The 23,376-nt window shown below is 63.2% G+C and carries 20 protein-coding genes; 17 read left to right on the top strand and 3 right to left on the bottom strand.

The genetic code is table 11. From position 1 onward, the window contains the following. From AC5I49_RS09940 to AC5I49_RS09950, 3 genes are read left to right on the top strand one after another with little or no spacing between them, the layout of a single operon-like run. Positions 1 to 1,233: a hypothetical protein gene (locus tag AC5I49_RS09940; RefSeq protein ID WP_016454345.1), complete on the top strand. Its 1,233-nt coding sequence runs from the start codon at positions 1 to 3 to the stop codon at positions 1,231 to 1,233. Next, complete coding sequence (gene deoD / locus AC5I49_RS09945; RefSeq protein WP_016454346.1) at positions 1,217 to 1,930, top strand: purine-nucleoside phosphorylase; 714 nt, start codon at positions 1,217 to 1,219, stop codon at positions 1,928 to 1,930. The genes AC5I49_RS09940 and deoD overlap by 17 nt, the downstream gene beginning before the upstream one ends. An 8-nt stretch (positions 1,931 to 1,938) precedes the next feature. Further along, a complete protein-coding gene (locus tag AC5I49_RS09950) occupies positions 1,939 to 3,189 on the top strand; it encodes a hypothetical protein (protein ID WP_016454347.1) in 1,251 nt (416 codons plus the stop codon). A 44-nt stretch (positions 3,190 to 3,233) separates the two neighbouring features. On the opposite strand, the gene AC5I49_RS09955 is transcribed toward AC5I49_RS09950, so the two are convergent. Further along, positions 3,234 to 4,397 (bottom strand): DegT/DnrJ/EryC1/StrS family aminotransferase, encoded by a 1,164-nt coding sequence (locus AC5I49_RS09955; protein ID WP_016454348.1) that lies wholly within the window; start codon positions 4,395 to 4,397, stop codon positions 3,234 to 3,236. Continuing rightward, entirely contained in the window at positions 4,394 to 6,061 is a 1,668-nt protein-coding gene (locus tag AC5I49_RS09960) for an O-linked N-acetylglucosamine transferase, SPINDLY family protein (RefSeq protein ID WP_495789265.1), read from the bottom strand. Before AC5I49_RS09960 ends, AC5I49_RS09955 begins: the two co-directional genes overlap by 4 nt. A gap of 364 nt (positions 6,062 to 6,425) precedes the next feature. Between AC5I49_RS09960 and motA the strand changes: the two genes are divergently transcribed. From motA to AC5I49_RS10005, 9 genes are all read left to right on the top strand, one after another. Then, positions 6,426 to 7,286 carry a flagellar motor stator protein MotA gene (motA, locus tag AC5I49_RS09965; protein WP_016449292.1) on the top strand — a complete coding sequence of 287 codons (861 nt, stop codon included), beginning with the start codon at positions 6,426 to 6,428 and terminating at the stop codon, positions 7,284 to 7,286. A 24-nt stretch (positions 7,287 to 7,310) separates the two neighbouring features. Continuing rightward, positions 7,311 to 8,354 carry a flagellar motor protein MotB gene (motB, locus tag AC5I49_RS09970; protein WP_495789266.1) on the top strand — a complete coding sequence of 348 codons (1,044 nt, stop codon included), beginning with the start codon at positions 7,311 to 7,313 and terminating at the stop codon, positions 8,352 to 8,354. Positions 8,355 to 8,478: 124 nt separating this feature from the next. Beyond that, entirely contained in the window at positions 8,479 to 8,865 is a 387-nt protein-coding gene (gene cheY / locus AC5I49_RS09975; RefSeq protein ID WP_012202534.1) for a chemotaxis response regulator CheY, read from the top strand. 10 nt (positions 8,866 to 8,875) lie between these two features. Further along, complete coding sequence (locus AC5I49_RS09980) at positions 8,876 to 9,490, top strand: protein phosphatase CheZ (protein ID WP_016449290.1); 615 nt, start codon at positions 8,876 to 8,878, stop codon at positions 9,488 to 9,490. A gap of 200 nt (positions 9,491 to 9,690) precedes the next feature. Beyond that, entirely contained in the window at positions 9,691 to 10,863 is a 1,173-nt protein-coding gene (locus AC5I49_RS09985; RefSeq protein WP_016449289.1) for an EscU/YscU/HrcU family type III secretion system export apparatus switch protein, read from the top strand. Then, positions 10,860 to 12,959: a flagellar biosynthesis protein FlhA gene (flhA, locus tag AC5I49_RS09990; protein WP_016454350.1), complete on the top strand. Its 2,100-nt coding sequence runs from the start codon at positions 10,860 to 10,862 to the stop codon at positions 12,957 to 12,959. The genes AC5I49_RS09985 and flhA overlap by 4 nt, the downstream gene beginning before the upstream one ends. Further along, positions 12,956 to 14,569: a flagellar biosynthesis GTPase FlhF gene (gene flhF, locus AC5I49_RS09995; protein WP_047327025.1), complete on the top strand. Its 1,614-nt coding sequence runs from the start codon at positions 12,956 to 12,958 to the stop codon at positions 14,567 to 14,569. The genes flhA and flhF overlap by 4 nt, the downstream gene beginning before the upstream one ends. Next, a complete protein-coding gene (locus tag AC5I49_RS10000; RefSeq protein ID WP_495789267.1) occupies positions 14,562 to 15,443 on the top strand; it encodes a hypothetical protein in 882 nt (293 codons plus the stop codon). Before flhF ends, AC5I49_RS10000 begins: the two co-directional genes overlap by 8 nt. A gap of 5 nt (positions 15,444 to 15,448) precedes the next feature. After that, positions 15,449 to 16,162 (top strand): RNA polymerase sigma factor FliA, encoded by a 714-nt coding sequence (locus AC5I49_RS10005; RefSeq protein ID WP_012202528.1) that lies wholly within the window; start codon positions 15,449 to 15,451, stop codon positions 16,160 to 16,162. Between the two features lie 218 nt (positions 16,163 to 16,380). Here AC5I49_RS10005 and AC5I49_RS10010 read toward each other — a convergent pair whose 3' ends face one another. Further along, complete coding sequence (locus AC5I49_RS10010; protein ID WP_016449285.1) at positions 16,381 to 17,832, bottom strand: aminotransferase-like domain-containing protein; 1,452 nt, start codon at positions 17,830 to 17,832, stop codon at positions 16,381 to 16,383. Between the two features lie 194 nt (positions 17,833 to 18,026). On the opposite strand from AC5I49_RS10010, the gene AC5I49_RS10015 reads away from it, so the two are divergent. The 5 genes from AC5I49_RS10015 (at position 18,027) to AC5I49_RS10035 (ending at position 23,095) form a co-directional block, all read left to right on the top strand. Next, a complete protein-coding gene (locus AC5I49_RS10015) occupies positions 18,027 to 18,629 on the top strand; it encodes a LysE family translocator (protein WP_016449284.1) in 603 nt (200 codons plus the stop codon). A gap of 234 nt (positions 18,630 to 18,863) precedes the next feature. Beyond that, positions 18,864 to 20,042 carry an aminotransferase-like domain-containing protein gene (locus tag AC5I49_RS10020; RefSeq protein WP_209803074.1) on the top strand — a complete coding sequence of 393 codons (1,179 nt, stop codon included), beginning with the start codon at positions 18,864 to 18,866 and terminating at the stop codon, positions 20,040 to 20,042. A 224-nt stretch (positions 20,043 to 20,266) separates the two neighbouring features. Further along, on the top strand, positions 20,267 to 21,226 hold the full coding sequence (locus tag AC5I49_RS10025) for a PhzF family phenazine biosynthesis protein (protein ID WP_043790858.1): 960 nt from the start codon (positions 20,267 to 20,269) through the stop codon (positions 21,224 to 21,226). A 91-nt stretch (positions 21,227 to 21,317) separates the two neighbouring features. Further along, positions 21,318 to 22,001, top strand: a complete 684-nt coding sequence (locus AC5I49_RS10030; protein WP_016449281.1) for a histidine phosphatase family protein — start codon at positions 21,318 to 21,320, stop codon at positions 21,999 to 22,001. 119 nt (positions 22,002 to 22,120) lie between these two features. After that, positions 22,121 to 23,095, top strand: coding sequence for a Bug family tripartite tricarboxylate transporter substrate binding protein (locus AC5I49_RS10035; RefSeq protein WP_495789268.1), 975 nt, complete (start codon positions 22,121 to 22,123; stop codon positions 23,093 to 23,095). Positions 23,096 to 23,376: the final 281 nt, after the last annotated feature.

Consider the following 23,376-nt stretch of genomic DNA (forward strand, 5'->3'; position numbering starts at 1 on the left):
ATGATTTACGGACTCATCCCAATTGGAGGGCAAGGCACAAGACTTGGGCTGCCGTTCTCCAAAGAAATGCTCCCCCAGAAGAACTACGGGTTCTACAATCCTGTATCCAATCATTTGGTTCAAAAAATGCTTTTCGCTGGAGCAGAAAAGATTTTCTTTATCCATGGAAAAAATACCAAGCAAGATGTTTCCGAATTTTATTCGGACGCCCAAAAATTCGTCCACATAGAGCAAAAGGAACTTGGATTCGCTCAGATTCTCCGGGATTTTTATCTGAATTCCAACATCAACGACAAAGATCAATGTCTTTTCGGCCTTCCAGACAGTATCTTTGATGGAAATCCATTTATGGAGATGCTCGGAAACTCCGGCATTTGCGCAGGACTTTTCACAACATCCAATAGCACCAGAGTTGATAGATTGACATTATGCGGAAATCGCTTTGAGGTAAAATCCGCGAAAACTGAAAACAACTCAGAAAGATTCTGGGGAATCATAAAATTTGACGGACGCAATCTTCGAAAATTCCACGAAGAGGACGTCTTCAGCAAAACAAAAGAGATTGGAGACATCCTAAATATATATGGATTCAACAAGTCCCACGGCAACAACTATATTGATATAGGAACTTGGGAAAATTACAACAAATACATCTCAAAAACCGGAATTTCCCCTGACACAGAAATTGAGAAAAAATATCTTGCAAATGAAGTTAGCGAGCAAGAATTCATAAAACTTTTTTCTGAAAACTCTGATTTCTCCTATGAATGCGTCAATTCTTCCGACTACTACTTCACTCCGGAAAACAAAAAGATCGAGTTCATTCGTTATAGAGAACAGCCTTCAGGCGCAACATTCCCATCCGATATCACCGTCAAGGATTCGAATGCAAATTCCCTGAATCGCTTTGAGCTGACTATTCCTCTCGCACACGAAGCCAAGACGCAATCGGTACTCACATTATTGAATCTTTTATCATCCCAGTTTGATTTCAAGATTCATAAAGATTGTCATATATTCACTTCCAACGAGGCAGTTGTTGTACTTTACAGCTTCACAGTTCGAGAAAGTGTAATTAAACTCATTGAAATTGAACTACTCCAGGCAGATTTCAACATTCTTGCGAAGTTCGAAAGCAAGCTTTCTCTTCTTGAGGGATTCGATGTCGCCAATCATGTCAACAAATCAAAATATCGGATGATCAAGGAATTACTCCATGACGCCCCACATTGAAGCCCAGCCCGGCGCCTACGCAGAAACGGTGCTAATGCCCGGCGATCCTCTGAGAGCGGCATTTATTGCAGAAAATTTCCTCAAAAAAGCAGAGCAGGTCAATAGCATTCGCAACTGCCTCGGATTTACTGGTTATTACAAAAATCAGCGTATTTCCGTTCAGGCATCCGGCATGGGCCAACCCAGCTTGGGAATTTATGCAACAGAGCTTTTCGATATTTATGGCGTGCAGCGCATCATCCGTATCGGCACCTGCGGTAGTTTCCAGGATCATGTACAGCTTGGCGATCTGGTCATTCCACTAACCGCATCAAGCGACAGCCAACTGGGCAAAAACCGTGCGGATGGAGCTCACTTATCTTCCTGCTGTAGTTATGACCTACTAGAAAAAGTAATGCACACGGCAAAAGGTTATCCTCACAAAGTACACGTAGGATCCTTCTTCGCTTCCGATAATTTCTACGATGACAGAACCAATTGGTGGCATGCCTACCGGGACGCCGGTGTACTTGGCGTGGATATGGAGACCTATTATCTATATCTGCTTGCCATGCTTCGCAAGAGGCAGGCTTTGACCATCAACATGGTTTCCGATAATTTCAATTCCAAGGAAACCCTCAATCCTAAGGCACGGGTCGAACTATCTGGCAAGTCAGTTCAAATTCTACTTGATGCCCTTTGCACAGAATCTCTATAAAATTCATCATGGCAATTATTCACGGCGGGCTATCGCGGATATCTATCAGATATCCCTCTCTTGATCTAAAAGGAATAAAATTTATCGGTTGGGGCGCCGGCCAGTTTTTTAAGAACTTCTATCAGTTGGTAGGTATCGATGTATCCTACACTATTTGCCCCTACTTAGAAAATCAGGGCAAGATAATTAACGGCATCGAAGTCAGATCACCTGATGCTCTAGCCAATGAAGATCCGGAAAAAATATTCATCCTCATCTTCTCCGGATCATGCGTAGAGATCACACACCAAATCAATAGCCTTGGAAAATTCAAAAGCATACAAGCACTTGAATATGGGACCCGTAGTCACGATATTCTTCAGGAATTGGGATATCTGCAGAAAAATATCGATTACCCACCCCCTCCCAAGCAGCGTTTCTCGGATATAGGCTTTTTTACCCAAGGACCAATTCTCCCGTTTACAGAGTTAGCCCTTGCCTATCAGCGCTATAGATACCCCAATGACTACCACTGTCTGGTGACTGACACTGGTCAGTCACCAGAGATATTGGGCCGTTGCGCCAGATGGGTAGATGACATTATAGAAGTCGATGCACCAAAAACCCCCGGGCCTTTGCGGCGAAACTATATGATTCGGACCGCCAAAGCTGGCGCAGAAATAATACACCGCAAAGGATTTAGATATTCCATTCGAGTCAGAAGTGGAAATATCATTCTCGGCGATGTTAGACGATATATAAGCGCGTCCTTCGGAATTCAGGGAAATTACCAAGCAGGCAAGATTGGATTCCATATGGGCTGGACCATGAGGAATATGCCATTTCAAATATCAGAGGCATTCATGGTCTCTCGCTCGGAGGACATGCTGGCTCTCTGGAGCATTCCTGAAGACAATCGCCCAAGCGACGATCCGAGCTTGCATGTATCTCCGGATATGCATTACTCCCAATTCGTCCGACTCTCAAATGAGAATTACGTTTGGTCAAGCTATGCAGCAATTCTGGGAATCCCAAACTCCACATTGGAAGACTCTCTCAATTTCATGAGAGCGAAGTTGATTCCTTTGGAGCCAGAACTTGAGACCTTCTCACTTAAATACATCTCGCTTTTCAGCATGGAGTACGACAATAATGCCATTCCAGATAAGCAGTGGTGGAACAACCTCATAAATAACTTTGATCATGAGCTGGACCGTAGTCTCGCAATCTTTGGTTCTCGCTCCACGATAGGCGACCATTTCACCAGGAAGATCGGATAGCTCCAGGCGAGGAATTGAGCCAAGCCTCGATTTTTCAAATCAAATTAACTTGTAGCAAACGTTTGCGCCACTGCATCCCTGATGGTGCTACGTTGCTGCAGTGTCATCCCCAGAAAAAAAGGAAGTCCCAACAGAGTTCTGCCCAACGCCTTGGCATTTGGAGCCTCGAGCACATGGCAATGATTTCGCAGTGCAGGCATATCTTGGAGTAGCGGTTGATACCAACGGCGTGTGACGATCCTACCTTTTTCACAAGTTTGTTCCAGACGCTGACGGGCAGACTCATCGGGCAATTGCACAGACATCAAGGTAGGCGCCACTCTGGGACCTCCATTGCCCTGAGCTTGAAACAGCAGACGGTATCCGCTCGCGCAATTCAACTCCTCAAGCAACTCAGCATGCAACCGCTGCCTTTCTTTTGCATGGTCATCCCATGTCTTCAAAGAAGCCAAAGCAATAGCTGCGTGATATTCGCTCATCTTGGCATTCGTTCCCATGCCAGCCAGTGCACCCACGGGCAATTTAGCGTGAGGATCCAAGTTGATGCCAAAGTTTGAAAGCTGACGCACTTTCGCGCTCAGTTGTGGGCGCGATGAAACAATGAGTCCACCCTCGCCGGCAGGCAGGCTCTTGGTTGTATGCATGCTGAATACCAGTGTTCCCTCCCCGCCGTCCAGCCATTGGCTACCGTAAGCGGCAGCAGCGTCGATGACTACAGGAATACCGGTTTCCAACTCGAACTGATGCCAAGCCCTCATGTCATGCGGTGTTCCGAAGGTCGCAACCGGCATAACAGCATCTATGCGGGTCGTTGCACAAACGGATCGTGCGATTTCCGGTGTCAGCATCCAATGCATCGCGTCTACGTCGGCAAGCACAGGCACATTGCCGGAACGCACAACGGCGGTAGCGCTGGCCACAAATGTGAAAGCCGGTAGCAGCACTCGGGATCCTTGGGATAAATCCAGTGCTTGCAAGACCAGCTCCAGCCCCTGAGTGGCATTGGAAACAGTTGTCAGTTGCTCCTGTGGAATATCAAAGACATTGGCAAAAGTGCTCTCTAACTCTTTAACCAATGGACCGAAATTGGAGTACTGCCGAGCAGAGTGCATGCGTTCAAGCCAGTATTGCAACGCCTGTGGGGCAGGCATATCAGGCACAAGCAACGGCACCCAGTCCGGCAGCTCAGAAGACAAGGCGTGATTCATGCCGCCGCCTTTGCACAGGCAGCGGCCAACAGGGGCTCCAACTCTTCTCCGACACTCAGCGTTTTTTGGTCACCACGCAACCAGTTAAGCCACATGAATCGATATGCCCGCTCAAGCTCGGCTGTACGGTTCCGATAGTCCATCAGCACACAATCGAGCATGCATGCCCGTACCTTTTGGCGTCGCTCGGCCAAAAGATCAGGGCTATTCATCAATCGCAGTGCGGTACTGACATAACCATCTATATCAAGCGAGACTTCGTCGTTGAATCCCAAGGTCTGCAACGTCCGCGCGGTGGATGCATCTCCGCCGCGCTCACCGTCCAAGGCCACGATCGGCAACCCCATCCACAAAGCATGCAATGTGGTTGTGCCACCAGATATAGGAGAGGTGTCCAGTGCGATATCTGCGATATGTCCCAACTCCATAAACCTTTCCAACGGCTGTTGATGCAGAACGCTGACCCGATCTAGGGGCATGCCTGCCAGTTGTACACGCGGCTGCATATGGGCTTGAGCCGCATCGGCGTCCTGCTCTTTCACCATGATGATCAGGTGTGCGTCCTGACGCGCATGAAGAATACTGGCCCAAACCGCAAGCATTTCATCGGTCAGCTTGGCTGAATTGTTCAGCGAGATGAGGGTCGGATGACCATTGCGCAGCATGGGAGGCTCTTCGCACAACGGTGAATCCTCTGGCGGTGCGTAGCTAGCCATGTAGTGCAGTTGGAACAGGTTTTCAGAGTAATACGGCGCATGGCTGGGCGGTGCAATACCGCCATCCACCAACCGGTAATCCATGGCCTTCATCCCCAGCGTATGCATATAGCCCAGCCAGGTCACCTGCACGGGCGCGGCGCGGCGGGCGAAGACTTCCAGGCGGTGGCCCAGGGTGAAGCCGGACAGGTCCACCAGCACATCGATGCCGTCGGCGCGGATCTGCTCGTAGAGCTGTTCGTCGGTCTGCTCGACCGCATCGTGCCAGTGCGGCACCAGGGCGCGCAGCTTTGCGGTCATCGCGTCGGGGCGGCCGCTGGAGTAGACGTGGATCTCGACGTTGTCCGGGTTGTGGTGCTCCAGCACGGGCCGCATGAAGAAGGCCACCGAGTGCTGGCGGAAGTCGGCCGTGACATAGCCGACCTTGAGCTTCTTGCGCGGGTTGCGATCGCGCGGGGGGAAGGGCTTGGCGTTGCGGGTCAGCGGGTCGGCGAAGCGCCGGCCCCAGTCGCGCGCCACTTCCAGGGATTTGAGCGGGTCGCTGCTGGTGTGCGAGTGGATGTAGGCCCGCGTCATCCAGTGCGCGTTCTCGTTCTTGGCATGGCGGCAGGCGTCGTCGATCAGGTCGCAGGCCTCCTGCCTGCGGCCCGTGCTGAACAGGGCCAGGGCCAGCAGGCGCTGGGCGTTGGGCATGCGGGGCTCTATCTCCAAGGCCATCTGCAACGCTTCCATGGCCTGTGGCCAGATGCTCATGCGCACGTAGACAAAGCCGATGTGCAGCCAGACCTTGGAGTTGCGCGGCTCCCGGGCCACCAGCTGCGCCAGCTCCGACAGGGCTTCGAGGAACTGCGCGCGATCGACCATGGCGCGGATGCGGGTCAGCTCGCTGTCGATGCTGGGCGGCTGCGCAGGGGCTGCAAAAGCGTTGGCAAGGGGTGAAGATGGCATGGCGGTGGAGCAGAGGAAGTATCAGGCCGGCCCGCGGTCGGCACGCTTGTGCGCGCGGTGACACAAAGAATAAAACTGTGCCGACTATCCTCGCATGCGCGCCGCGCGATCCACCGTTAAGCGCCCGCCTTGCAAGATTCAAACAGGCACCGATTTGCCGGCCTTTTCAGGCTTTTGGCGCGCAGCGGCGCGTTTACACCTTCATCTCAGGGCTCTCAAGTATGGATGCCTGCGGCCGATAGCTTGACAAGCCATGGGTTCGTCGATGGCCGCCACCCCGCCACGGCCCAGTGTCAAAACAAGCGCGCATTTCCAAGCCAGTTCCGACTTTTCCATCGGGACACCTCTGACAGAATCCACTCCCATGCTTGTCATCATCGGATACATCGTCGCCTTCGGTTGCATCTTCGGCACCTATGTGCTGCACGGGGGCAACGTCCAGGTCATTCTCAAGGCACTGCCTTTTGAAATGATCACCATTGGCGGCGGCGCCATCGGCGCCTTCATCGTGTGCAACCAGCCCAAGGTGCTCAAGGCCACGGCCAAGGCCATCCCTGGCGTGATGAAGAGTTCGCGCTACACCAAGGCCCGCTTCATGGAGCTGATGGCCCTGCTGTACGAGATTCTGCAAAAGGCCCGCAAGGAGGGCCTGATGTCCATCGAAGGCGATGTGGAGGCACCCAACGAGTCGCCCATCTTCACCAAGTACCCCGAGCTGCTGGCGGACCACCATGTGGTGGAGTTCCTGACCGACTATCTGCGCATGATGGTGTCGGGCAATCTCAATTCCCACGAGATCGAGTCGCTGATGGACAGCGAGATCGAGGCCCACCACGCCGAGGCCCATGCCCCCGTCAACGCACTGACCCGCCTGGCCGGCGCCCTGCCCGCCTTCGGGATCATTGCGGCCGTTCTGGGCGTGGTGAACACCATGGGCTCGGTGGGCCAGCCTCCTTCGGTGCTGGGCGGCATGATCGCCTCGGCCCTGGTCGGTACCTTCCTGGGCATCTTGCTGGCCTATGCGCTGGTGGAGCCCATGGCCGGCCTGGTGGAGCAGCGCGCCCAGGACGCCGCCAAGGAACTGGAGTGCATCAAGACCACCTTGCTGGCCAGCATGCAGGGCTACAACCCCGCCACCGCCATCGAGTTCGGCCGCAAGGTGCTGTTCTCTACCGAACGCCCCGGTTTCCTGGAACTGGAAACCCATGTCAAGGGCAAGAAGTAATCCTGCACCCAGCAGCGTCAAGCCATGGCAGAGAAAAAGTTACAGCCGATCATCATCAAGCGCGTCAAGAAGACGGCGCATGCGCCCCACGGCGGCGCCTGGAAGATCGCCTACGCCGACTTCGTGACCGCGATGATGGCCTTCTTCCTGCTGATGTGGCTGCTGGGCTCCACGGCCAAGGGCGAGCTGCAGGGCATCGCGGCGTATTTTTCCTCGCCGCTGAAGGTGGCGATGGCGGGCGGCGACGGTGCAGGCAACAGCTCCAGCGTGATTCCCGGCGGCGGCAACGACCTGGCCAAGGTGCACGGCCAGGTACGGCGCTCCGAGGCGGCCGACAGCTCCAACCGGCGCACCAGCGTCGATTCGGGCCGCGCCGATCAGGCCCAGGTGGACTCCAACCGCATCAAGGCGCTCAAGGCCAAGGTGGACGCGATGATCACCAGCAATGCGCGCCTGAACGAATTCCGTTCGCAGATCCGCACCGACGTGACGCCCGACGGCCTGCAGATCCAGATCGTGGACGAGCAAAACCGCCCCATGTTCGACAGCGGCAGCGCCCTGGTCAAACCGTATATGCGCGACATCCTGCGCGAGGTGGGCGCGGCGCTGGCAGGCGCGGAAAACCGCATCAGCCTGTCCGGTCACACCGACGCGGCCCCTTACGGCAATGCCGACCGCGGCTACAGCAACTGGGAGCTGTCGGCCGACCGCGCCAACGCCTCGCGCCGCGAGCTGGTGGCCGCCGGCATGCCCCTGAACCAGCTGGCACGCATCACGGGCCTGGCCAGCAGCGACCTGCTGCTGCCCGACGATCCGCGCGCGCCCCAGAACCGGCGCATCACCATCACCGTGCTCACGCAGGAGGCCGAAAAGCGCCTGCTGGGCCACCGTGGGCCCGTGACGCGCAACGCCTTGCCGCCGTCATTGGCCGGCGGCAACGGCGGCACCGCGAATGCAGCCGCAGCCGAAGCCACGGCCGGCGAGACTGCCGAGCAGCCCGCTGCCGCCGCGCCCGCAGCCGCAGCCGCCCCTTCGGCGCCCGCGTCACCTGATCGTGTAACAAATTAAGGTTTGAGCCCGATGCTGCCGAAAAGCAGGAAAATTCCCACATTGCGCCAAGAAGGTTTCATATTGTTACCATCGCGGCGGATTCTTACCAGTACCGAGCACCTACCGACCGAAAGGGCCTCACGTGGCTAATGCCCTGCGTTTTTTGATCGTTGACGACTTCTCCACCATGCGGCGCATCGTGCGCAATCTGCTCAAGGAGAGCGGCTTTCCCGAAGCCGATGAAGCCGAAGACGGCGTCGTGGCACTGCACAAGCTGCGCAACAGCAAGTTCGATTTCGTGGTGACGGACATCAACATGCCGAACATGAACGGCTTCCAGCTGCTCACCGAAATCAAGCAGGACGACAAACTCAAGCACCTTCCCGTGCTGATGGTGACGGCCGAGGCCCGCAAGGAGGACATCGTGGCAGCGGCCCAGGGCGGTGCGGCAGGCTACATCGTCAAGCCCTTCACCAAGGCCACGCTGGAAGAGAAAGTCAACCTGATCCTCAAAAAGCTGGGCCTGTAGGGCGCGCGCCATGAGCAACCCGGATGTCCCCGACAGCGTCCACTACAAGGTAGGCGTTCTCACGCGCCAGCTGCATGACTCGCTCAACGAGCTGGGCTATGCGGACCGATTGCGCGGCAGCATGGGAGAGCTGCCGGATGCGCAAAGCCGCCTTTCCTACATTGCGCGGCTGACCGGAGAGGCCGCCGAGAAGGTCCTCAACCGTGTCGAGCTGGCCAAGAGCCAGCAGGACCGGCTGGCCGAGCGCGTGCGCGCCATGCGCGCGCAGCTGGTCGAGGATCCCGTGGCGGCCGTGGCCAAGGGCCGGGTGATGAACTTCCTCGAAGAGGTCGAGCAGGACACGCAGCAGGCCGATGAGCACCTCACCGAGATCATGATGTCCCAGGACTTCCACGATCTCACGGGCCAGGTCATCGCCCGCGTGGTGTCGCTGGCCGCCGACCTGGAGGACCAGCTGGTGCAGCTGCTCATCCAGACCTCGCCCAACCCGCAGCAGACGGCGCTGGAGCCGCTGGAAAAGCCCAAGGAGCACCTGGCCGGCCCCGTGGTCGATCCCGAGAAGACACCCGATGTGGTGACTTCACAGTCCCAGGTGGACGATCTGCTGGCCAGCCTGGGGTTCTGACACACCCCGAGGCGCCATGCGCCTTTGCATTTGCATTTGCACGGCAACCCTTCCCGCTGCGGGGCAAGGGTTTGCCGGCATACCGCTGCCTGCCGCACCACACCCCAGACAGCGCATAAGCGCCGCTTGAGCCCTGCTTATCGGGGCTTCGCCCATCCGGCTTGTTCCGACAATGACGCAAATCCTTCCGTCATTGCGCCATGGACTCCAGCCAAGACAAAAACCTGCCAGCCACCGAACGCAAACTGCAGAAAACGCGTTCTGACGGCCAGGGTGCGCGCTCCCGGGACCTGTCCCACCTGGCCATCCTGGGCACGGGCGCGCTGATGATGCTGATGGGCGCCGAGCCCCTGATCCAGCACCTGCGCATGGCACTGGCCCAGCAACTGGCGTTCGACGCGCACACGGCCAAGACCCCGGCCCTGATGATGGAGCGCATGCTGTCCATGGGCAGCCTGGGCCTGAAGATTTCCCTGGGCGTTGCCGCCGTGACCACGGCCGCGGCCGTGCTGTCGGGCATGCTGGCCGGCGGCTGGATCCTGAGCCTCAAGCCGATACAGCCGCAGTTCAACCGCCTCAACCCGCTGTCGGGCCTGACCAATCTGTTTTCCAAGCAGCAGATGGTGACCGTGGCCAAGATGGTGGCGATGACGGCCATCCTCTCCTTCGTGGCCTGGAAGTTCCTGAGCAGCCACATCGCCGAGATCGCCGCCATCTCCTCCCAGCCTTCGGCCATGGCGCTGACCATGACCGGGCAGTGGCTGGCCAGCGGCGTGGCCCTGCTGCTGCTGGTGGTGTTCCTGATGGCCGTGATCGACGTGCCGCTGCAGGCCTACCTGTTCAAGTCGCGCCTGAAGATGAGCCACGAGGAAGTCAAGCAGGAGCACAAGGAGTCCGACGGCAACCCGCAGATCAAGAGCAAGATCCGCCAGAAGCAGCGCGAGATCGCCGACCGTGCCAGCGTCAACGCCGTGCCGCGCGCCGACTTCGTGGTCACCAACCCTACGCACTATGCCGTGGCGCTGCGCTACGACGAAAAGACCATGGCCGCCCCGCAGGTCATCTCCAAGGGCACGGACCTGGTGGCGCTGAAGATCCGCGAGGTCGCGGGCGCCCACAAGATACCGGTGCTCGAATCCCCGATGCTGGCGCGCGCCCTGTACGCGCACGCCGACCTGGACCAGGCCATTCCCGCCGCGCTGTACACGGCCGTGGCCCAGGTCCTGGCCTATGTCTACCGCCTGAAGGCCGCGCTGCGCGGCGAAGGCCCCATGCCTGGCGATCTCGGCGAACCCGCCGTGCCCGCCGAACTCGATCCGCACCAGGGCCGCCGCGCGCCCGCCGCCGCGACCACTGAAGGTACTGCTCCATGACGACGAATCCGCTCCAATCCCTGCAATCGATGTGGTCGGGCGAGAACACCAGGTTCGCCCAGGGCCTGATGGCGCCGCTGCTGGTGGTGGCCATCCTGGCGCTGATGGTGCTGCCGATTCCGCCGTGGCTGCTGGACACGTTCTTCACGCTGAACATCGCCGTGGCGCTGATGGTGATGATGGTGGCGGCCTACATGATCCGGCCGCTGGACTTTGCGGCCTTCCCCTCGGTGCTGCTGCTGACCACGCTGATGCGCCTGTCGCTGAACGTGGCCTCCACCCGCGTGGTGCTGCTGGAAGGCCACACCGGCCCCGGAGCGGCCGGTGCGGTGATCGAGGCCTTCGGCCACTTCCTGATCGGCGGCAACTTCGCGGTCGGCCTGATCGTGTTCGCCATCCTGGTGGTGATCAACTTCGTGGTGATCACCAAGGGTGCCGAGCGTATCGCCGAAGTCTCGGCCCGCTTCACCCTGGACGCCATGCCCGGCAAGCAGATGGCCGTGGATGCCGACCTGAACGCCGGCCTGATCGACGAAAAGGAAGCCAAGCGCCGCCGCGCCGAGGTGCAGGAGGAAGCCAACTTCTTCGGCTCCATGGACGGTGCCAGCAAGTTCGTGCGCGGCGACGCGGTCGCCGGCATCCTGATCCTGGTGATCAACATCATCGGCGGCTTCGCCATCGGCATGATCCAGCACGGCCTGTCGGCCGGCCAGGCCGCCGACAGCTACATCCTGCTGGCCGTGGGCGATGCGCTGGTCGCACAGATCCCCGGCCTGCTGATCTCGGTGGCCGCGGCCATGGTGATCTCGCGCGTGGGCAAGGAAACCGACATGGGCCAGCAGATCGCGCAGCAGCTGTTCATGTCGCCCAAGGTGCTGGGCATCACGGCCGGCGTGCTGGGCCTGCTGGGTGTCATTCCGGGCATGCCCCACGTCGTGTTCCTGAGCACGGGCGCACTGCTGGGCTGGCTGGCCTGGATGCTCTCGCGCCGCCAGCAGGAACGCGCCGCCCAGCAAACCCAGGCCCCCGCCCCCGTGGCCGCGCCCAGCGACGGCGAAGCCACCTGGGACGACCTGCAGCCCGTGGACCTGCTGGGCCTGGAGCTGGGCTACCGCCTGATCACCCTGGTGGACAAGGGCCGCCAGGGCGACCTGCTGACCCGCATCAAGGGCGTGCGCCGCAAGTTCGCACAGGAAGTGGGCTTTCTGCCCCCGGCCGTGCATGTGCGCGACAACCTGGAGCTCAAGCCCAGCGCCTACCGCATCACCCTGCGCGGCGTGATGGTGGGCGAGGGCGAGGCCTTCCCCGGCATGTTCCTGGCCATCAATCCGGGCGGCATCAGCACCCCGCTGATCGGCACCCAGACCACCGACCCGGCCTTCGGCCTGCCCGCCCACTGGATCGACGAACGCCAGAAGGAAGCGGCACAAATGGCAGGCTTTACCGTGGTTGATTCGGAAACCGTGATGGCCACCCATTTGTCACACTTGATGCAAGTGCATGCCGCCAAGCTGATCAGCCGTACCGAGACGCAGCAGTTGGTGGAGCATGTGGCCAAGCTGGCTCCCAAGTTGATCGAAGAAGTCATTCCGAAAATGGTGTCCATCACGACGTTCCAGAAAGTGCTCCAGCTGCTGCTGGAGGACTCTGTGCACGTCCGCGACATCCGCACCATCATCGAGACGCTGGCCGAGCACTCCTCGACCACCCAGGACCCCGTCGAGCTGGCCCGCCGCGTGCGCATTGCGCTGTCGCCGTCCATCGTCCAGCAGATCTACGGCCCGACCCGCGAGCTGAACGTCATCGCCATCGAGCCCGGACTCGAGCGCCTGCTGGTGCAGGCCCTGTCCAACCCCGGCGCCCCCTCACTGGATCCCGGCGTGGCCGAGATCCTCACCCAGAAGGCGGCCGACATGGCCAACCAGCAAGAAGAGCTGGGCCTGCCTGCCTGCCTGCTGGTCCCCGATTCCATCCGCAACTCCATTGCCCGCCTGGTGCGCCGCGTGGCGCCGCGTCTGCAGGTTCTCGCCCACAGCGAGATCCCCGAGACGCACACCATCCGCATCGGCTCGATTCTTAAAGGTGCATCCGCATGAACATCAAACGCTTCTACGCCCCTACCTCCCGCGAGGCCCTGGCCAAGGCGCGCATGGCTTTCGGAGCGGGCACCCTGATCCTGTCCAACCGCAGCACGCCCGACGGCGTCGAGGTCATGGCCACGGCCGAGGACACGCTGGAGCACAGCAAGGCCGCCGCCAGCAGCACGCCGCTGCAGCAGGCCATCGAGCGCCGCTCGGCCGAGGAGACCACGGGCCTGCGTCCCCAGCTGCAGGCCCAGCTGATCCAGGCACATACCCAGCCGCGCACGGCACAGCAGCCTTCGCCGGCGCCCTCACAGGCGGCTTCGCTGGCAGCCTCGCTGTCGGCAGATGGTGCCGAGCCTGCCGGCCTGCGCCAGAGCGTGCAGGAAGACACCGAGCAACTGGCCATGAGCACCCTGTCCTTCCAGGACTACGTGCGCGAACGCATGCTGCGCCGCCGCCACGAGGCCGGCGTCGACGAGCCCCTGCCCAGCTTTGCCCAGCGCCGCAGCCTGGGCGACGCCCTGCGCGAAGCGCCGGCCGCCGCGCCCATGGCCGCACAGCAGCCGTTCAAGGCACAGCCCGCGCCTTCCGTGGCCCGCCACAATCCGCTGCGCGCCAGCGCCGAGGCGCCGCTGCGCGAGCCCCTGCGCAGCGAACCCGCTCCAGCCATGGCCTCCCAGGCGCTGCGCGATGAGCTGCAGTCCGTGCGCGACCTGATCGAAGAGCGCTTCAACACCCTGACCTGGCTGGGCCAGACGCGCCAGAACCCCATCCACGCCAATCTCACGCACAAGCTGATCCGCGCGGGCTACTCCCCCGTGCTGGCCCGCGCCCTGGTCGAGCACATGCCCCAGGACCTGTCCGCCGGCGACGCCGTGCGCTGGCTGATGCAGGTGCTGGAACGCAATCTGCGCACCGACGCCGGCCAGGAGCCGCTGTACGAGCAAGGCGGCGTCTTCGCCCTGGTGGGCTCCACCGGCGTGGGCAAGACCACGACCACGGCCAAGCTGGCGGCCCTGTGCGCGGCCAAGTACGGCGCCTCCAGCGTCGGCCTGATCACCCTGGACACCTACCGCGTCGGCGCCCACGACCAGCTGCGCTCCTACGGCCGCATGCTGGGCATGGTCGCCCACCTGGCCCATGACCGCGCCGCGCTGCAGGACCTGCTGGGCCTGCTGGCCAACAAGCAGCTGGTGCTGATCGACACCACGGGCGTGGCCCCGCGCGATCCGCGCAAGGACGAAATCCTGGACCTGCTGGACCTGCCCGGCGTGCAAAAGCTGCTGGCCGTGAACGCGGCCGGCCAGGGCGATGCGCTGGACGATGTGATGCAGGCCTTCAAGGCACGCGGCTCCAGCCAGGCCATCCTCACCAAGGTGGACGAGGCCGTGAAGCTGGGCCCCTCGGTGGACACGCTGATCCGCCACCAGATGCAGCTGCGCGGCGTGACCAACGGCCAGCGCGTGCCCGAAGACTGGGAGCGCGCCGATGCGCAGCAGCTGGTCTCCGCCTCCATGCGCGCCTCCACCCGCTCGGCCTTCGATCCCAAGGCGCTGGACCTGGACTTCTTCTTCACCCCGTCCAGCCCCAGCACCATGGACAGCGAGGTCAGCCATGCTTGAGACCTTCCCCCAACTGCACCAGGGCCTGGGCCTGCACGGCCAGCCCGGCGCCGCAGCACCGTCCAGCCTGCGTGTGCTGGCCATGCTGCGCGACACGGCGGCCGACCCTGAAGGCCAGTCCGAGCAATCCCTGCTGTGGCCGGTCTGCGCCAGCCTGCAGCGTCTGGGCATGCCCGTCCTTGTGCTCGATGCCAGCCAGGGCGAGGCGGCCGACGCGCCTGGCCTGGCCCAGCTGCTGCAGCAAAGCGCCTGGCAGGCCCGTACCGGCCTGCACCCCGACCCCCGTCACAGCTCGGTGGCCGTGCTGCCTGCCCGCCAGGGCCTGGAGCTGCTGCCCCTGCAGGCACGGCAAGCCGGCATGACGCCCATGCAATGGCTGCAGCGCCATGTGCGCGGCTATGCCATCGTCATGCTGTATGCCGATGCCGACACGCTGGCCCGCAATCTGCCCGGCCAGGCCGTGCACCCGCTGATGGTGCTGCCCGAACACGGCCCCCGCGTGCTGGGCTGCTACCGCCAGCTCAAGCAGCTGGTCGTGCATGCCGGCCTGCGCTGCCTGCTGGCGCCGCTGCTGCCCGGTGCTGACCCCATGGATGTGACCAGCTACGATTGGCGCCGCGGACAGACCGGTGCCCGCAGCCAGGCCGAGGATGCGCAACGGCGCCAGTCACAGATCGACGCGCTGCTGCGCTGCGCACAGCGCCATCTGGGCCACGCGCCCGGGCTGCTGCCCGTGCGCCTGCACCATGCACCGGACCTGCAGCGCCTGGCGCTGCAGTTGCTCAACCATGCGGGCAGCGTATTGCCGCATGGCGGCCAGGACCTGGCCGCCGGCTACGCACCGCTGCCTGCATCCCATGCCTGGAGCCACTGACTGCCATGTACACCGCCAAAGGCCAACTCGACCGCGATGCACTGATCCGTCGGCACGTACCCCTGGTACGCCGGATCGCGCTGCACATGATCGCCAAGCTGCCTCCCAATGTGGAGCTTGATGATCTGATACAGGTCGGAATGATCGGCCTGGCCGAAGCCCTGTCCCGCTTCGAGAGCGAGCAGGGCGTGCAATTCGAGACCTTCGCCAGCCAGCGCATCCGCGGCGCCATGCTCGATGAACTGCGCGAGGGCGACTGGATGAGCCGCAGCTCGCGCAAGAGCCAGAAGGACATAGAGCACGCGCTGCACCGCCTGGAGCAGCGCCTGGGACGCACCCCGCTGGAGTCCGAGATCGCCGACGAGCTGGGCATGGACCTGGACGACTACCAGTCGCTGCTGGGCAAGGTGCGCGGCACGCAACTGGTCTACCTGGAAGACATGTCAGGCGGCGACGAGGGCGAGGACTTCCTCGAACGCCACGTGGCCGACAGCGGCGCCGACCCCTTTGCGCTGCTGCGCGACCACCGCCTGCGCGTGGCCCTGGTCGAAGCCATCAAGGCCCTGCCCGAGCGCGAGCAGTACATCATGGGCATGTACTACGAGCACGACATGAACCTCAAGGAAATCGCCGCCGTGCTGGGCGTGACCGAATCGCGTGTGTGCCAACTGCACAGCCAGGCGATTGCGCGCTTGCGTACGAAGATGCGGGCGCATTGACTGGGGGCACCCCCTGAGGCGCTGACGCGCCTTCCCCCTCTCTACCCGCTTCGCGGGGGAGGGGGACGACACCCTCGCGGCGGGGCGGCCCTTGCTCGGTGTCCCTCGCTTTGGGCCTCGTCGGTTTTTTGCGCTGCTGGTCTGATCTATGTTTGCGGGTCGATACAGCCTTCCCCGCCTTCCGCCCCCTCCCCCTCTCCTCTCTCCCATTCCCTTTTCTATGCGCTGCCGCGCATGGCTTGGACTTCGCGTTCGAAGATGCGCCAGAAGGCGGGTTCCTGCGTGGTGGCGAAGTTGATGCGCATGCAGGTGCTGGGCTGGCGGCCGGCGTGGAACATGGAGCCGGGGGCGATGAAGTAGCCGGCGTCCAGCAGGCGCTGGGCCAGGGTTTCGGTGTCCACGCCGGTGTCCACCCAGCCGAACATGCCGGCCGGCTCGGCCGCGAAGCGGGCTCCGGCCTGCTGGGCCAGTGCCACGCTGCGCATGCGGGCCTGGGCCAGGTGCTGGCGCAGGCGCTCGGCATGGCGGCGCAGCTGGCCCTGGTCCATGCAGTGGGCCAGGGCGCGTTCCGTCAGTGCGGGGGTGGTCAGCGTGGACAGCAGCTTGGTGTCCACCAGGCGCTCCACCAGCGCAGGCGGCGGCGCCAGATAGCCCACGCGCCAGTTGGGCGCCAGCAGCTTGGCGAAGCCGCTCACGTAGATGCTGTGGCCCAGGCGGTCCAGCACGGTCATGCGTGCGGCGTGGTCGGGCGCGATCTCGCCATAGGTATCGTCCTCCACCACGTAGAAGCCGAATCGCCGCGCCAGCTGCAGCACCTCGTGGGCGCTGGCCGGCGACAGGCTGTAGCCGGTGGGATTGTGCAGCACGCTCACGCTGACGTAGAGCTTGGGCGCGCAGCTTTCGCAGTACCGCTGCATCACGGCCAGGTCCGGCCCGTCGGGGCCGCGCGGCACGGGCAGCACGCGCATGCCCAGCGATGCCAGGCGCGCGAACTCCACGGCCCAGCCGGGCTCCTCCACCATCACCGGATCGCCCGGCTGCAGCAGGGCCCGGCTGACCACGTCCAGCCCATGCGTTGCGCCCATGGTGGTGATGATGTGCTGCGGCGCCGCCGCAATGCCCAGGCGCGCCAGGCGCCGCGACAGCGCCTCGCGCAGGCTGATGTCGCCCAGCGGGTCGCCATAGCCCACGCAGGAGTCGTGCAGGGATTTTCCCGAGCAGGCCTTGCGCATGGCAGCGGCCAGAAAGCCTGCCTCCAGCCATTGGGCCGGCAGCACGCCCGCGCCGGGCTGGGGCCTGCCGCCCACGCTCTGGTGGAACATGCCGCGCACCAGCATGGAGGCATTGATGCGCGTGCCCTTGGGCGCGCCGGTGGCCTCGTCCGCAGGCGCGGCGCGGGCCTGTTCGGACTGCAGCAGCGGTGCGTCCTGCACGAAATCGCGCACGAAAAAGCCGCTTTGCGGCCGCGCCTCGACCAGGCCCTGGGCCTGCAGCAGGTCATAGGCGGCCACCACCGTGTGCGTGCTCACGCCCTGCTGGCGCGCGCATTCGCGCACCGAGGGCAGGCGTGCGCCCGCCGGCAGCAGGCGCATGCGGATGCGCTCTCCCAGGCGTTCGGCCAGCTGGGTACTCAGGGTCTGCGGCGCCAGCCGCGAAAGGGGAACGGGCATGAGGGAGTCACCAAAACGTCACTGTATCGGGATGGGCGCCGATACAGAACATGCAATTGAGGGTTCAACTGTATTGGTACTGTACAGGTCTTGCACCTATATTGCAGGCATTCGTGCTGCGGAGCAGGCCTGCCGTGCCCTCCTCCCCAACAGCCCCTTGCCGCCTGTATGGAGACCTCCGGGGCCACCGCCTCATGCCACCGTCCGAACTCACCGCCTTGTTGCTGCTCGCCGCTTCCATGAGCTTCAGCCCCGGCCCCAACACCACGCTGTCCACGGCCCTGGCCGCCAACCACGGCCTGCGCCCGGCGCTGCGCTTCGTCCTGGCCGTGCCCGTGGGCTGGTGCTTGCTGCTGGTGCTGAGCACGGCCGGCGTGGGCGCGGCGATCGTGGCGGCACCGCTGCTGCTGTGGCTGGTCAAGGCCGCCGGCATCGGCTACCTGCTGTGGATGGCCTGGCGCCTGAGCCGCAGCGCACAGATGGCGTCACTGCAATCGCAGCAGCAGCTGCAGGTGGGTTTCTGGCAGGGCGTGGGATTGCAATTCGTGAACATCAAGGCCTGGCTGCTGGCCCTGGCCATCGTGGCCGGCTGGCTGGCGGGGCACGACGACCTGAGCGAGCGCCTGTCCGTGGTGCTGCCCGTCATGGCCGCCTATGCCTTCTCCAGCAATCTGCTGTATGCCTGCGTGGGCGCACTGCTGCGCCACTGGCTGGCCCAGGGACGCAGGCTGCTGTGGTTCAACCGTGCCATGGCGGCCATGCTGGCGCTGACGGCGATGTGGATGGTGGCCGCATGAGGGTCCGCCATCCACACCCAGGCAAAGGCCGTACTGGCCTGCCCAGCTATTGAAGGGAGGATGCGCAGACCCTTCACGGCCGCGACAAAATACCCTCATTGCCGGCGCAAGAGCGAAAGCACCATCCGCACTGCGCTCTTCACATGCGGCCGGCCCGTGCCCCACGACGGCATGGCAACCCATACCAGCCCGCCCGCATGGCGGGCACCGCAAAGACCTGGAACTGCTTTTTTTATGACGACCTGGACGCTGGCAGACCGTGCTGCCAAGATGAACCCCTCCGCCATCCGCGAAATCCTCAAGCTCACCGACCGTCCCGGCATCATCAGCATGGCGGGCGGCCTGCCCTCGCCGCTGGCCTTCCCGCTGGACGCGTTCACCCAGGCCTGCCAGACCGTGATGCAGCGCGATGGCGCAGCGGCCCTGCAATACGCCACCAGCGAAGGCTTCGCGCCCCTGCGCCAGGCCGTGGCCGACTTCCTGCCCTGGGAAGTGGACCCCGACCAGGTGCTGATCACCACGGGCTCGCAGCAGGCGCTGGACCTGATCGGCAAGGTCTTCCTGGACCGCGGCAGCCGCATGCTGGTCGAAAAGCCCACCTACCTGGGCGCGCTGCAGGCCTTTGCGCCGCAGGAACCGATTCCCGTGGGCGTGGACAGCGATGACGACGGCATCCTCGTCGAGGACTTCGCCGCCAAGGCCGGCACCGGCGCCGACAAGGCCCGCCTGGCCTACGTGCTGCCCAACTTCCAGAACCCCACCGGCCGCACCATGGCCGAGGCACGCCGCCAGGCCCTGGTGGACAAGGCGCGTGAACTCGGCATCCCGCTGATCGAGGACAACCCCTATGGCGACCTGTGGTTCGAGCAGCCCCCTGCCCTGCCGCTGGCCGCGCGCAACCCCGAAGGCGTGATCTACCTGGGCTCGTTTTCCAAGGTGCTGGCCCCTGGCCTGCGCATCGGCTTCCTGGTGGCGCCCAAGTCCGTCTACAACAAGCTGCTGCAGGCCAAGCAGGCGGCCGACCTGCACACGCCCGGCTTCAACCAGCGCGTGGTCTCCGAGGTCATCAAGGACGGCTTCCTGGACCGCCACGTGCCCACCATCCGCGCCATGTACAAGCGCCAGCGCGACGCCATGCTGGCCGCGCTGGAACGCGAAATGGCCGGCCTGGACGTGCAGTGGACCCGTCCCGTGGGCGGCATGTTCCTGTGGGTTCGCCTGCCCAAGGGCATGGATGCGCAAAAGCTGCTGCCCGCCGCTGTGGAACGCGGCACGGCCTTCGTGCCCGGCGCGCCGTTCTACGCGGACGAGCCCCAGGCCAACACGCTGCGCCTGTCCTACGTGACCGTGTCGGCCGAGCAGATCGACAAGGGCATCGCCGCCCTGGCTGCCGCCATCCGCTCCACGATGTAAACCACCCCCTGAGCGGCTAGCGCCGCTTCCCCCTCTCTACTTGCTTCGCAAGGGAGGGGGACGACGCCCTCGGCTAGGCGCCCCCGCCGTGAGGCGGCTCTTGCTCGGCGTCCCTGGTGTTTGGGCCAGTTACCTGCTTGGGCCAGAGGGAAGCCGACACGCAGTCGAACCAAAGTCCGGCTTGCCGTCGGCTTTTCCATCCTCCCTTCCATCTGCCCATTGCCATGACACCTGCATACGTCTCCCGCCAGCGCCCCTTCATGACCGTGGACGTGTTCACGGCACGGCCCTACCTGGGCAATCCGCTGGCCGTCGTGCTCGACGCCACCGGGTTGACCGATGCGCAGATGCAGTCCTTCGCGGCCTGGACCAATCTGTCGGAGACCACCTTCGTGCTGCCGCCCACCGAGGCCGGCCGCGCCGCAGGCGCCGACTACCGCGTGCGCATCTTCACGCCGGGTGGCGAGCTGCCCTTTGCCGGCCATCCCACGCTGGGCAGCTGCCACGCCTGGCTGGCGCAGGGCGGCGTGCCGCAGCAGGCGGGGCGCATCGTGCAGGAATGCGCCAAGGGGCTGATCTCGATTGCGCACCAGGACGGACGCCTGGCCTTCCAGGCACCGGCCACCGACATCGGCGTCGTGGAGCCGGGCCTGCTGGCCGAGGTGGCTGCCGCGCTGGGCGCGGAGCCCGGCCAGATCCTGCGCGCCGCCTGGCTGGACAACGGCCCGCGCTGGATGGGCGTGCTCTTCGAGCATCCCGATCAGGTGCTGGCGCTGGAGCCCGACCATGCAAGGCTCAAGGCGCTGAACACCAAGGTGGGTGCCTGCGCGCTGTACGAAAGCGCGCAAGATGCACCGGCACTGATCGGCCGCAGCAGCCGCGAGGCACGCGCCTTTGCCACGGGCCAGCGCCCGGCCGGGGCCGATGCGGATGCCGCCCCCAGCCTGGAAGTGCGAGGCTTCGCCAGCCCCGTCGGCGTCACCGAAGACCCCGTCACCGGCAGCCTCAACGCCAGCCTGGCCCTGTGGCTGCGCGGCGAAGGCCTGCTGCGCGCGCCCTACATCGCCAGCCAGGGCTGCTGCGTGGGCCGCGACGGCCGCGTGCATGTCAGCGAGGACGCCCAGGGCGCGCTGTGGATAGGCGGCCATGTGGTGGAGTGCGTGAGCGGCCAGGTGCTGTTGTAAGGGCTGCCGGGGTGCTGGAATCTGTCGCCAAGGCGGCAGCCAGTCGCCCGCAGGACAAACGCCGGCGCCAGCGCTGGCCACAATCCGCGCCATGGGAACCCTCTATCTTGTGCGCCATGGCCAGGCCTCGTTTGGTGCCGAAGACTACGACCAGCTCAGCGAACGCGGCCAGGCGCAATCGCAAAGGTTGGGTGCCTACTGGCGAGAGCGCGGCCTGCGCTTCGACGCGGTCTACACGGGCACGCTGCGCCGCCATGCGCAGACGCTGGCCGGCATCGCCGAAGGCCTGGGCAGCCTGCCTGCCGAGCAGCACCGCACCCAGGCGCTTGCAGGCCTCGATGAATACGACAGCGGCGCGCTGCTGCAGGCCATCCATCCGGCGCCCCTGCCCAAGCCCGACACACCCGAGCTGTACCGCCACCACTTCCGGCTGCTGTGCGATGCCCTGGCCCAGTGGATGGCCGGCACCATCAGCCCCAAGGGCATGCCCAGCTGGGACGACTTCTCCGGCGGCGTGCGCCAGGTGCTGGAGCGCGTGCGGCACGAACATGCCGACGAAAACGTGCTGCTGGTCAGCAGCGGCGGCCCCATCTCCACCGCCGTGGGCCATGTGCTGGGCACCTCGCCGGAGGTCACCATTGCGCTGAACATGCGCATCCGCAACAGCGCCGTGACCGAGTTCACCACCAGCCCCAAGCGCCTGATGCTGCAGACCTTCAACACGCTCAACCACCTGGACACGGACGAGCACCGCAGCTGGATCACGCACGCCTGATCCAGCCCCGGCCAGGCTGCCACACGGCTATTGCGCCAGGGCATAGCAGCCAGAACACGGGCGATCTGGGCCGGCCTGCGCTTTTGCGCCACACTGGCCGGCCAGGAGACAAAAGACCCATGAACAAACGCCGCTTCACGCGCAGCGCCCTGACCTGCGCGGCCCTGCTGCTGGCCGCCATCACCAGCCAGGCACAGCCCCTGTCGAACAAGCCCATCCGCATCGTCGTGCCCTTTGGCGCAGGCGGCGTGGCCGACGTCACCTCGCGCGTCGTTGCGCAAAAGCTGGCCTCGCAGCTGGGCCAGCCCGTCATCATCGACAACAAGCCCAGCGCGGGCGGCATCGTCGCAGCCGACACCGTGGCCAAGTCCGCACCTGACGGACACACGCTGTTCCTCCTGTCCAACGGCAGCGCCGTCACCGTGGGGCTTTTCAACCAGCTGCCCTTCGACATGGTCAAGGACTTCACGCCGATATCCACCCTGGGCTACTTCGACATCGGCGTGCTCACCGCCAGCGACTCGCGCTTCAGGAACCTGGGCGAGCTGGTGGCCTGGGCCAAGGCCCACCCCGGCAAGCTCAACATCGGCAGCATCGCCATCGGCAGCACCCAGCACCTGGCGGCCGAACTGTTCAAGACCACGGCCGGCATCGACGCCCAGATCGTGCCCTTCAACGGCACTCCCGCCGTGGTCACGGCCCTGCGGGGCAGGCAGATCGACGCGGCCGTGGAAATCCTCACGCCCATCATGGGCCAGATCAACTCCAAGGCCGTCAACCTGCTGGCCATCACCGGCGACAAGCGCTCGGCCCTGCTGCCCGGCGTGCCCACGGCCCAGGAGTCAGGCGTCAAGGGCTTCGTCGCCTCTTCCTGGAACGCCCTGGCCGCCCCCGCCAAGACCCCTCCGGAAATCATCGCCCGCCTGAACAAGGAAATCGCCGCCGCCGTGAACTCCCCCGAAGTCACGCAGAAGCTGCGCGAAATGAACGTCCAGGCCCAGTCCAGCACGCCCGAGCAGACCGCGCAATTGCTGCAATCGGAAATCAAGCGCTGGGGCGACGTGATCGTCCAGGCCAAGATCCCGAAACAGTAAAAAAGGCCGAGCGCAGCGAAGGCCCGCAACAACTCCCCGTATGTCAGCGCCTGCGTCGTGGCGGTTGCGGGGTTGCAGTCCTGCCGAAGGACAGGACTGCTTCGTCATCTGACTCGCCGTGATGTTTGAACGTAGCGCGCAGCGCGAAGAGAGTTTCACGGCGAACCCCGCAACCGTCACGGCGCAGGTGGCCCCGCAGCGCAGCGAAGGGGTCGCGGACATTTGGGTGTACGTGTCAAGGACATGGGTAACAACTCAGCTCACAGACATGGGTAACACTT

Source organism: Delftia sp., from assembly GCF_059499305.1.

Excerpts from the sequence above, each read along its gene's own strand:
- AC5I49_RS09940 (WP_016454345.1), top strand. The coding sequence starts at position 1 with ATGATTTACGGACTCATCCCAATTGGAGGGCAAGGCACAAGACTTGGG.
- deoD (WP_016454346.1), top strand. The coding sequence starts at position 1,217 with ATGACGCCCCACATTGAAGCCCAGCCCGGCGCCTACGCAGAAACGGTG.
- AC5I49_RS09950 (WP_016454347.1), top strand. The coding sequence starts at position 1,939 with ATGGCAATTATTCACGGCGGGCTATCGCGGATATCTATCAGATATCCC.
- AC5I49_RS09955 (WP_016454348.1), bottom strand. The coding sequence starts at position 4,397 with ATGAATCACGCCTTGTCTTCTGAGCTGCCGGACTGGGTGCCGTTGCTT.
- AC5I49_RS09960 (WP_495789265.1), bottom strand. The coding sequence starts at position 6,061 with ATGCCATCTTCACCCCTTGCCAACGCTTTTGCAGCCCCTGCGCAGCCG.
- motA (WP_016449292.1), top strand. The coding sequence starts at position 6,426 with ATGCTTGTCATCATCGGATACATCGTCGCCTTCGGTTGCATCTTCGGC.
- motB (WP_495789266.1), top strand. The coding sequence starts at position 7,311 with ATGGCAGAGAAAAAGTTACAGCCGATCATCATCAAGCGCGTCAAGAAG.
- AC5I49_RS09980 (WP_016449290.1), top strand. The coding sequence starts at position 8,876 with ATGAGCAACCCGGATGTCCCCGACAGCGTCCACTACAAGGTAGGCGTT.
- AC5I49_RS09985 (WP_016449289.1), top strand. The coding sequence starts at position 9,691 with ATGGACTCCAGCCAAGACAAAAACCTGCCAGCCACCGAACGCAAACTG.
- flhA (WP_016454350.1), top strand. The coding sequence starts at position 10,860 with ATGACGACGAATCCGCTCCAATCCCTGCAATCGATGTGGTCGGGCGAG.
- flhF (WP_047327025.1), top strand. The coding sequence starts at position 12,956 with ATGAACATCAAACGCTTCTACGCCCCTACCTCCCGCGAGGCCCTGGCC.
- AC5I49_RS10000 (WP_495789267.1), top strand. The coding sequence starts at position 14,562 with ATGCTTGAGACCTTCCCCCAACTGCACCAGGGCCTGGGCCTGCACGGC.
- AC5I49_RS10005 (WP_012202528.1), top strand. The coding sequence starts at position 15,449 with ATGTACACCGCCAAAGGCCAACTCGACCGCGATGCACTGATCCGTCGG.
- AC5I49_RS10010 (WP_016449285.1), bottom strand. The coding sequence starts at position 17,832 with ATGCCCGTTCCCCTTTCGCGGCTGGCGCCGCAGACCCTGAGTACCCAG.
- AC5I49_RS10015 (WP_016449284.1), top strand. The coding sequence starts at position 18,027 with ATGCCACCGTCCGAACTCACCGCCTTGTTGCTGCTCGCCGCTTCCATG.
- AC5I49_RS10020 (WP_209803074.1), top strand. The coding sequence starts at position 18,864 with ATGACGACCTGGACGCTGGCAGACCGTGCTGCCAAGATGAACCCCTCC.
- AC5I49_RS10025 (WP_043790858.1), top strand. The coding sequence starts at position 20,267 with ATGACACCTGCATACGTCTCCCGCCAGCGCCCCTTCATGACCGTGGAC.
- AC5I49_RS10030 (WP_016449281.1), top strand. The coding sequence starts at position 21,318 with ATGGGAACCCTCTATCTTGTGCGCCATGGCCAGGCCTCGTTTGGTGCC.
- AC5I49_RS10035 (WP_495789268.1), top strand. The coding sequence starts at position 22,121 with ATGAACAAACGCCGCTTCACGCGCAGCGCCCTGACCTGCGCGGCCCTG.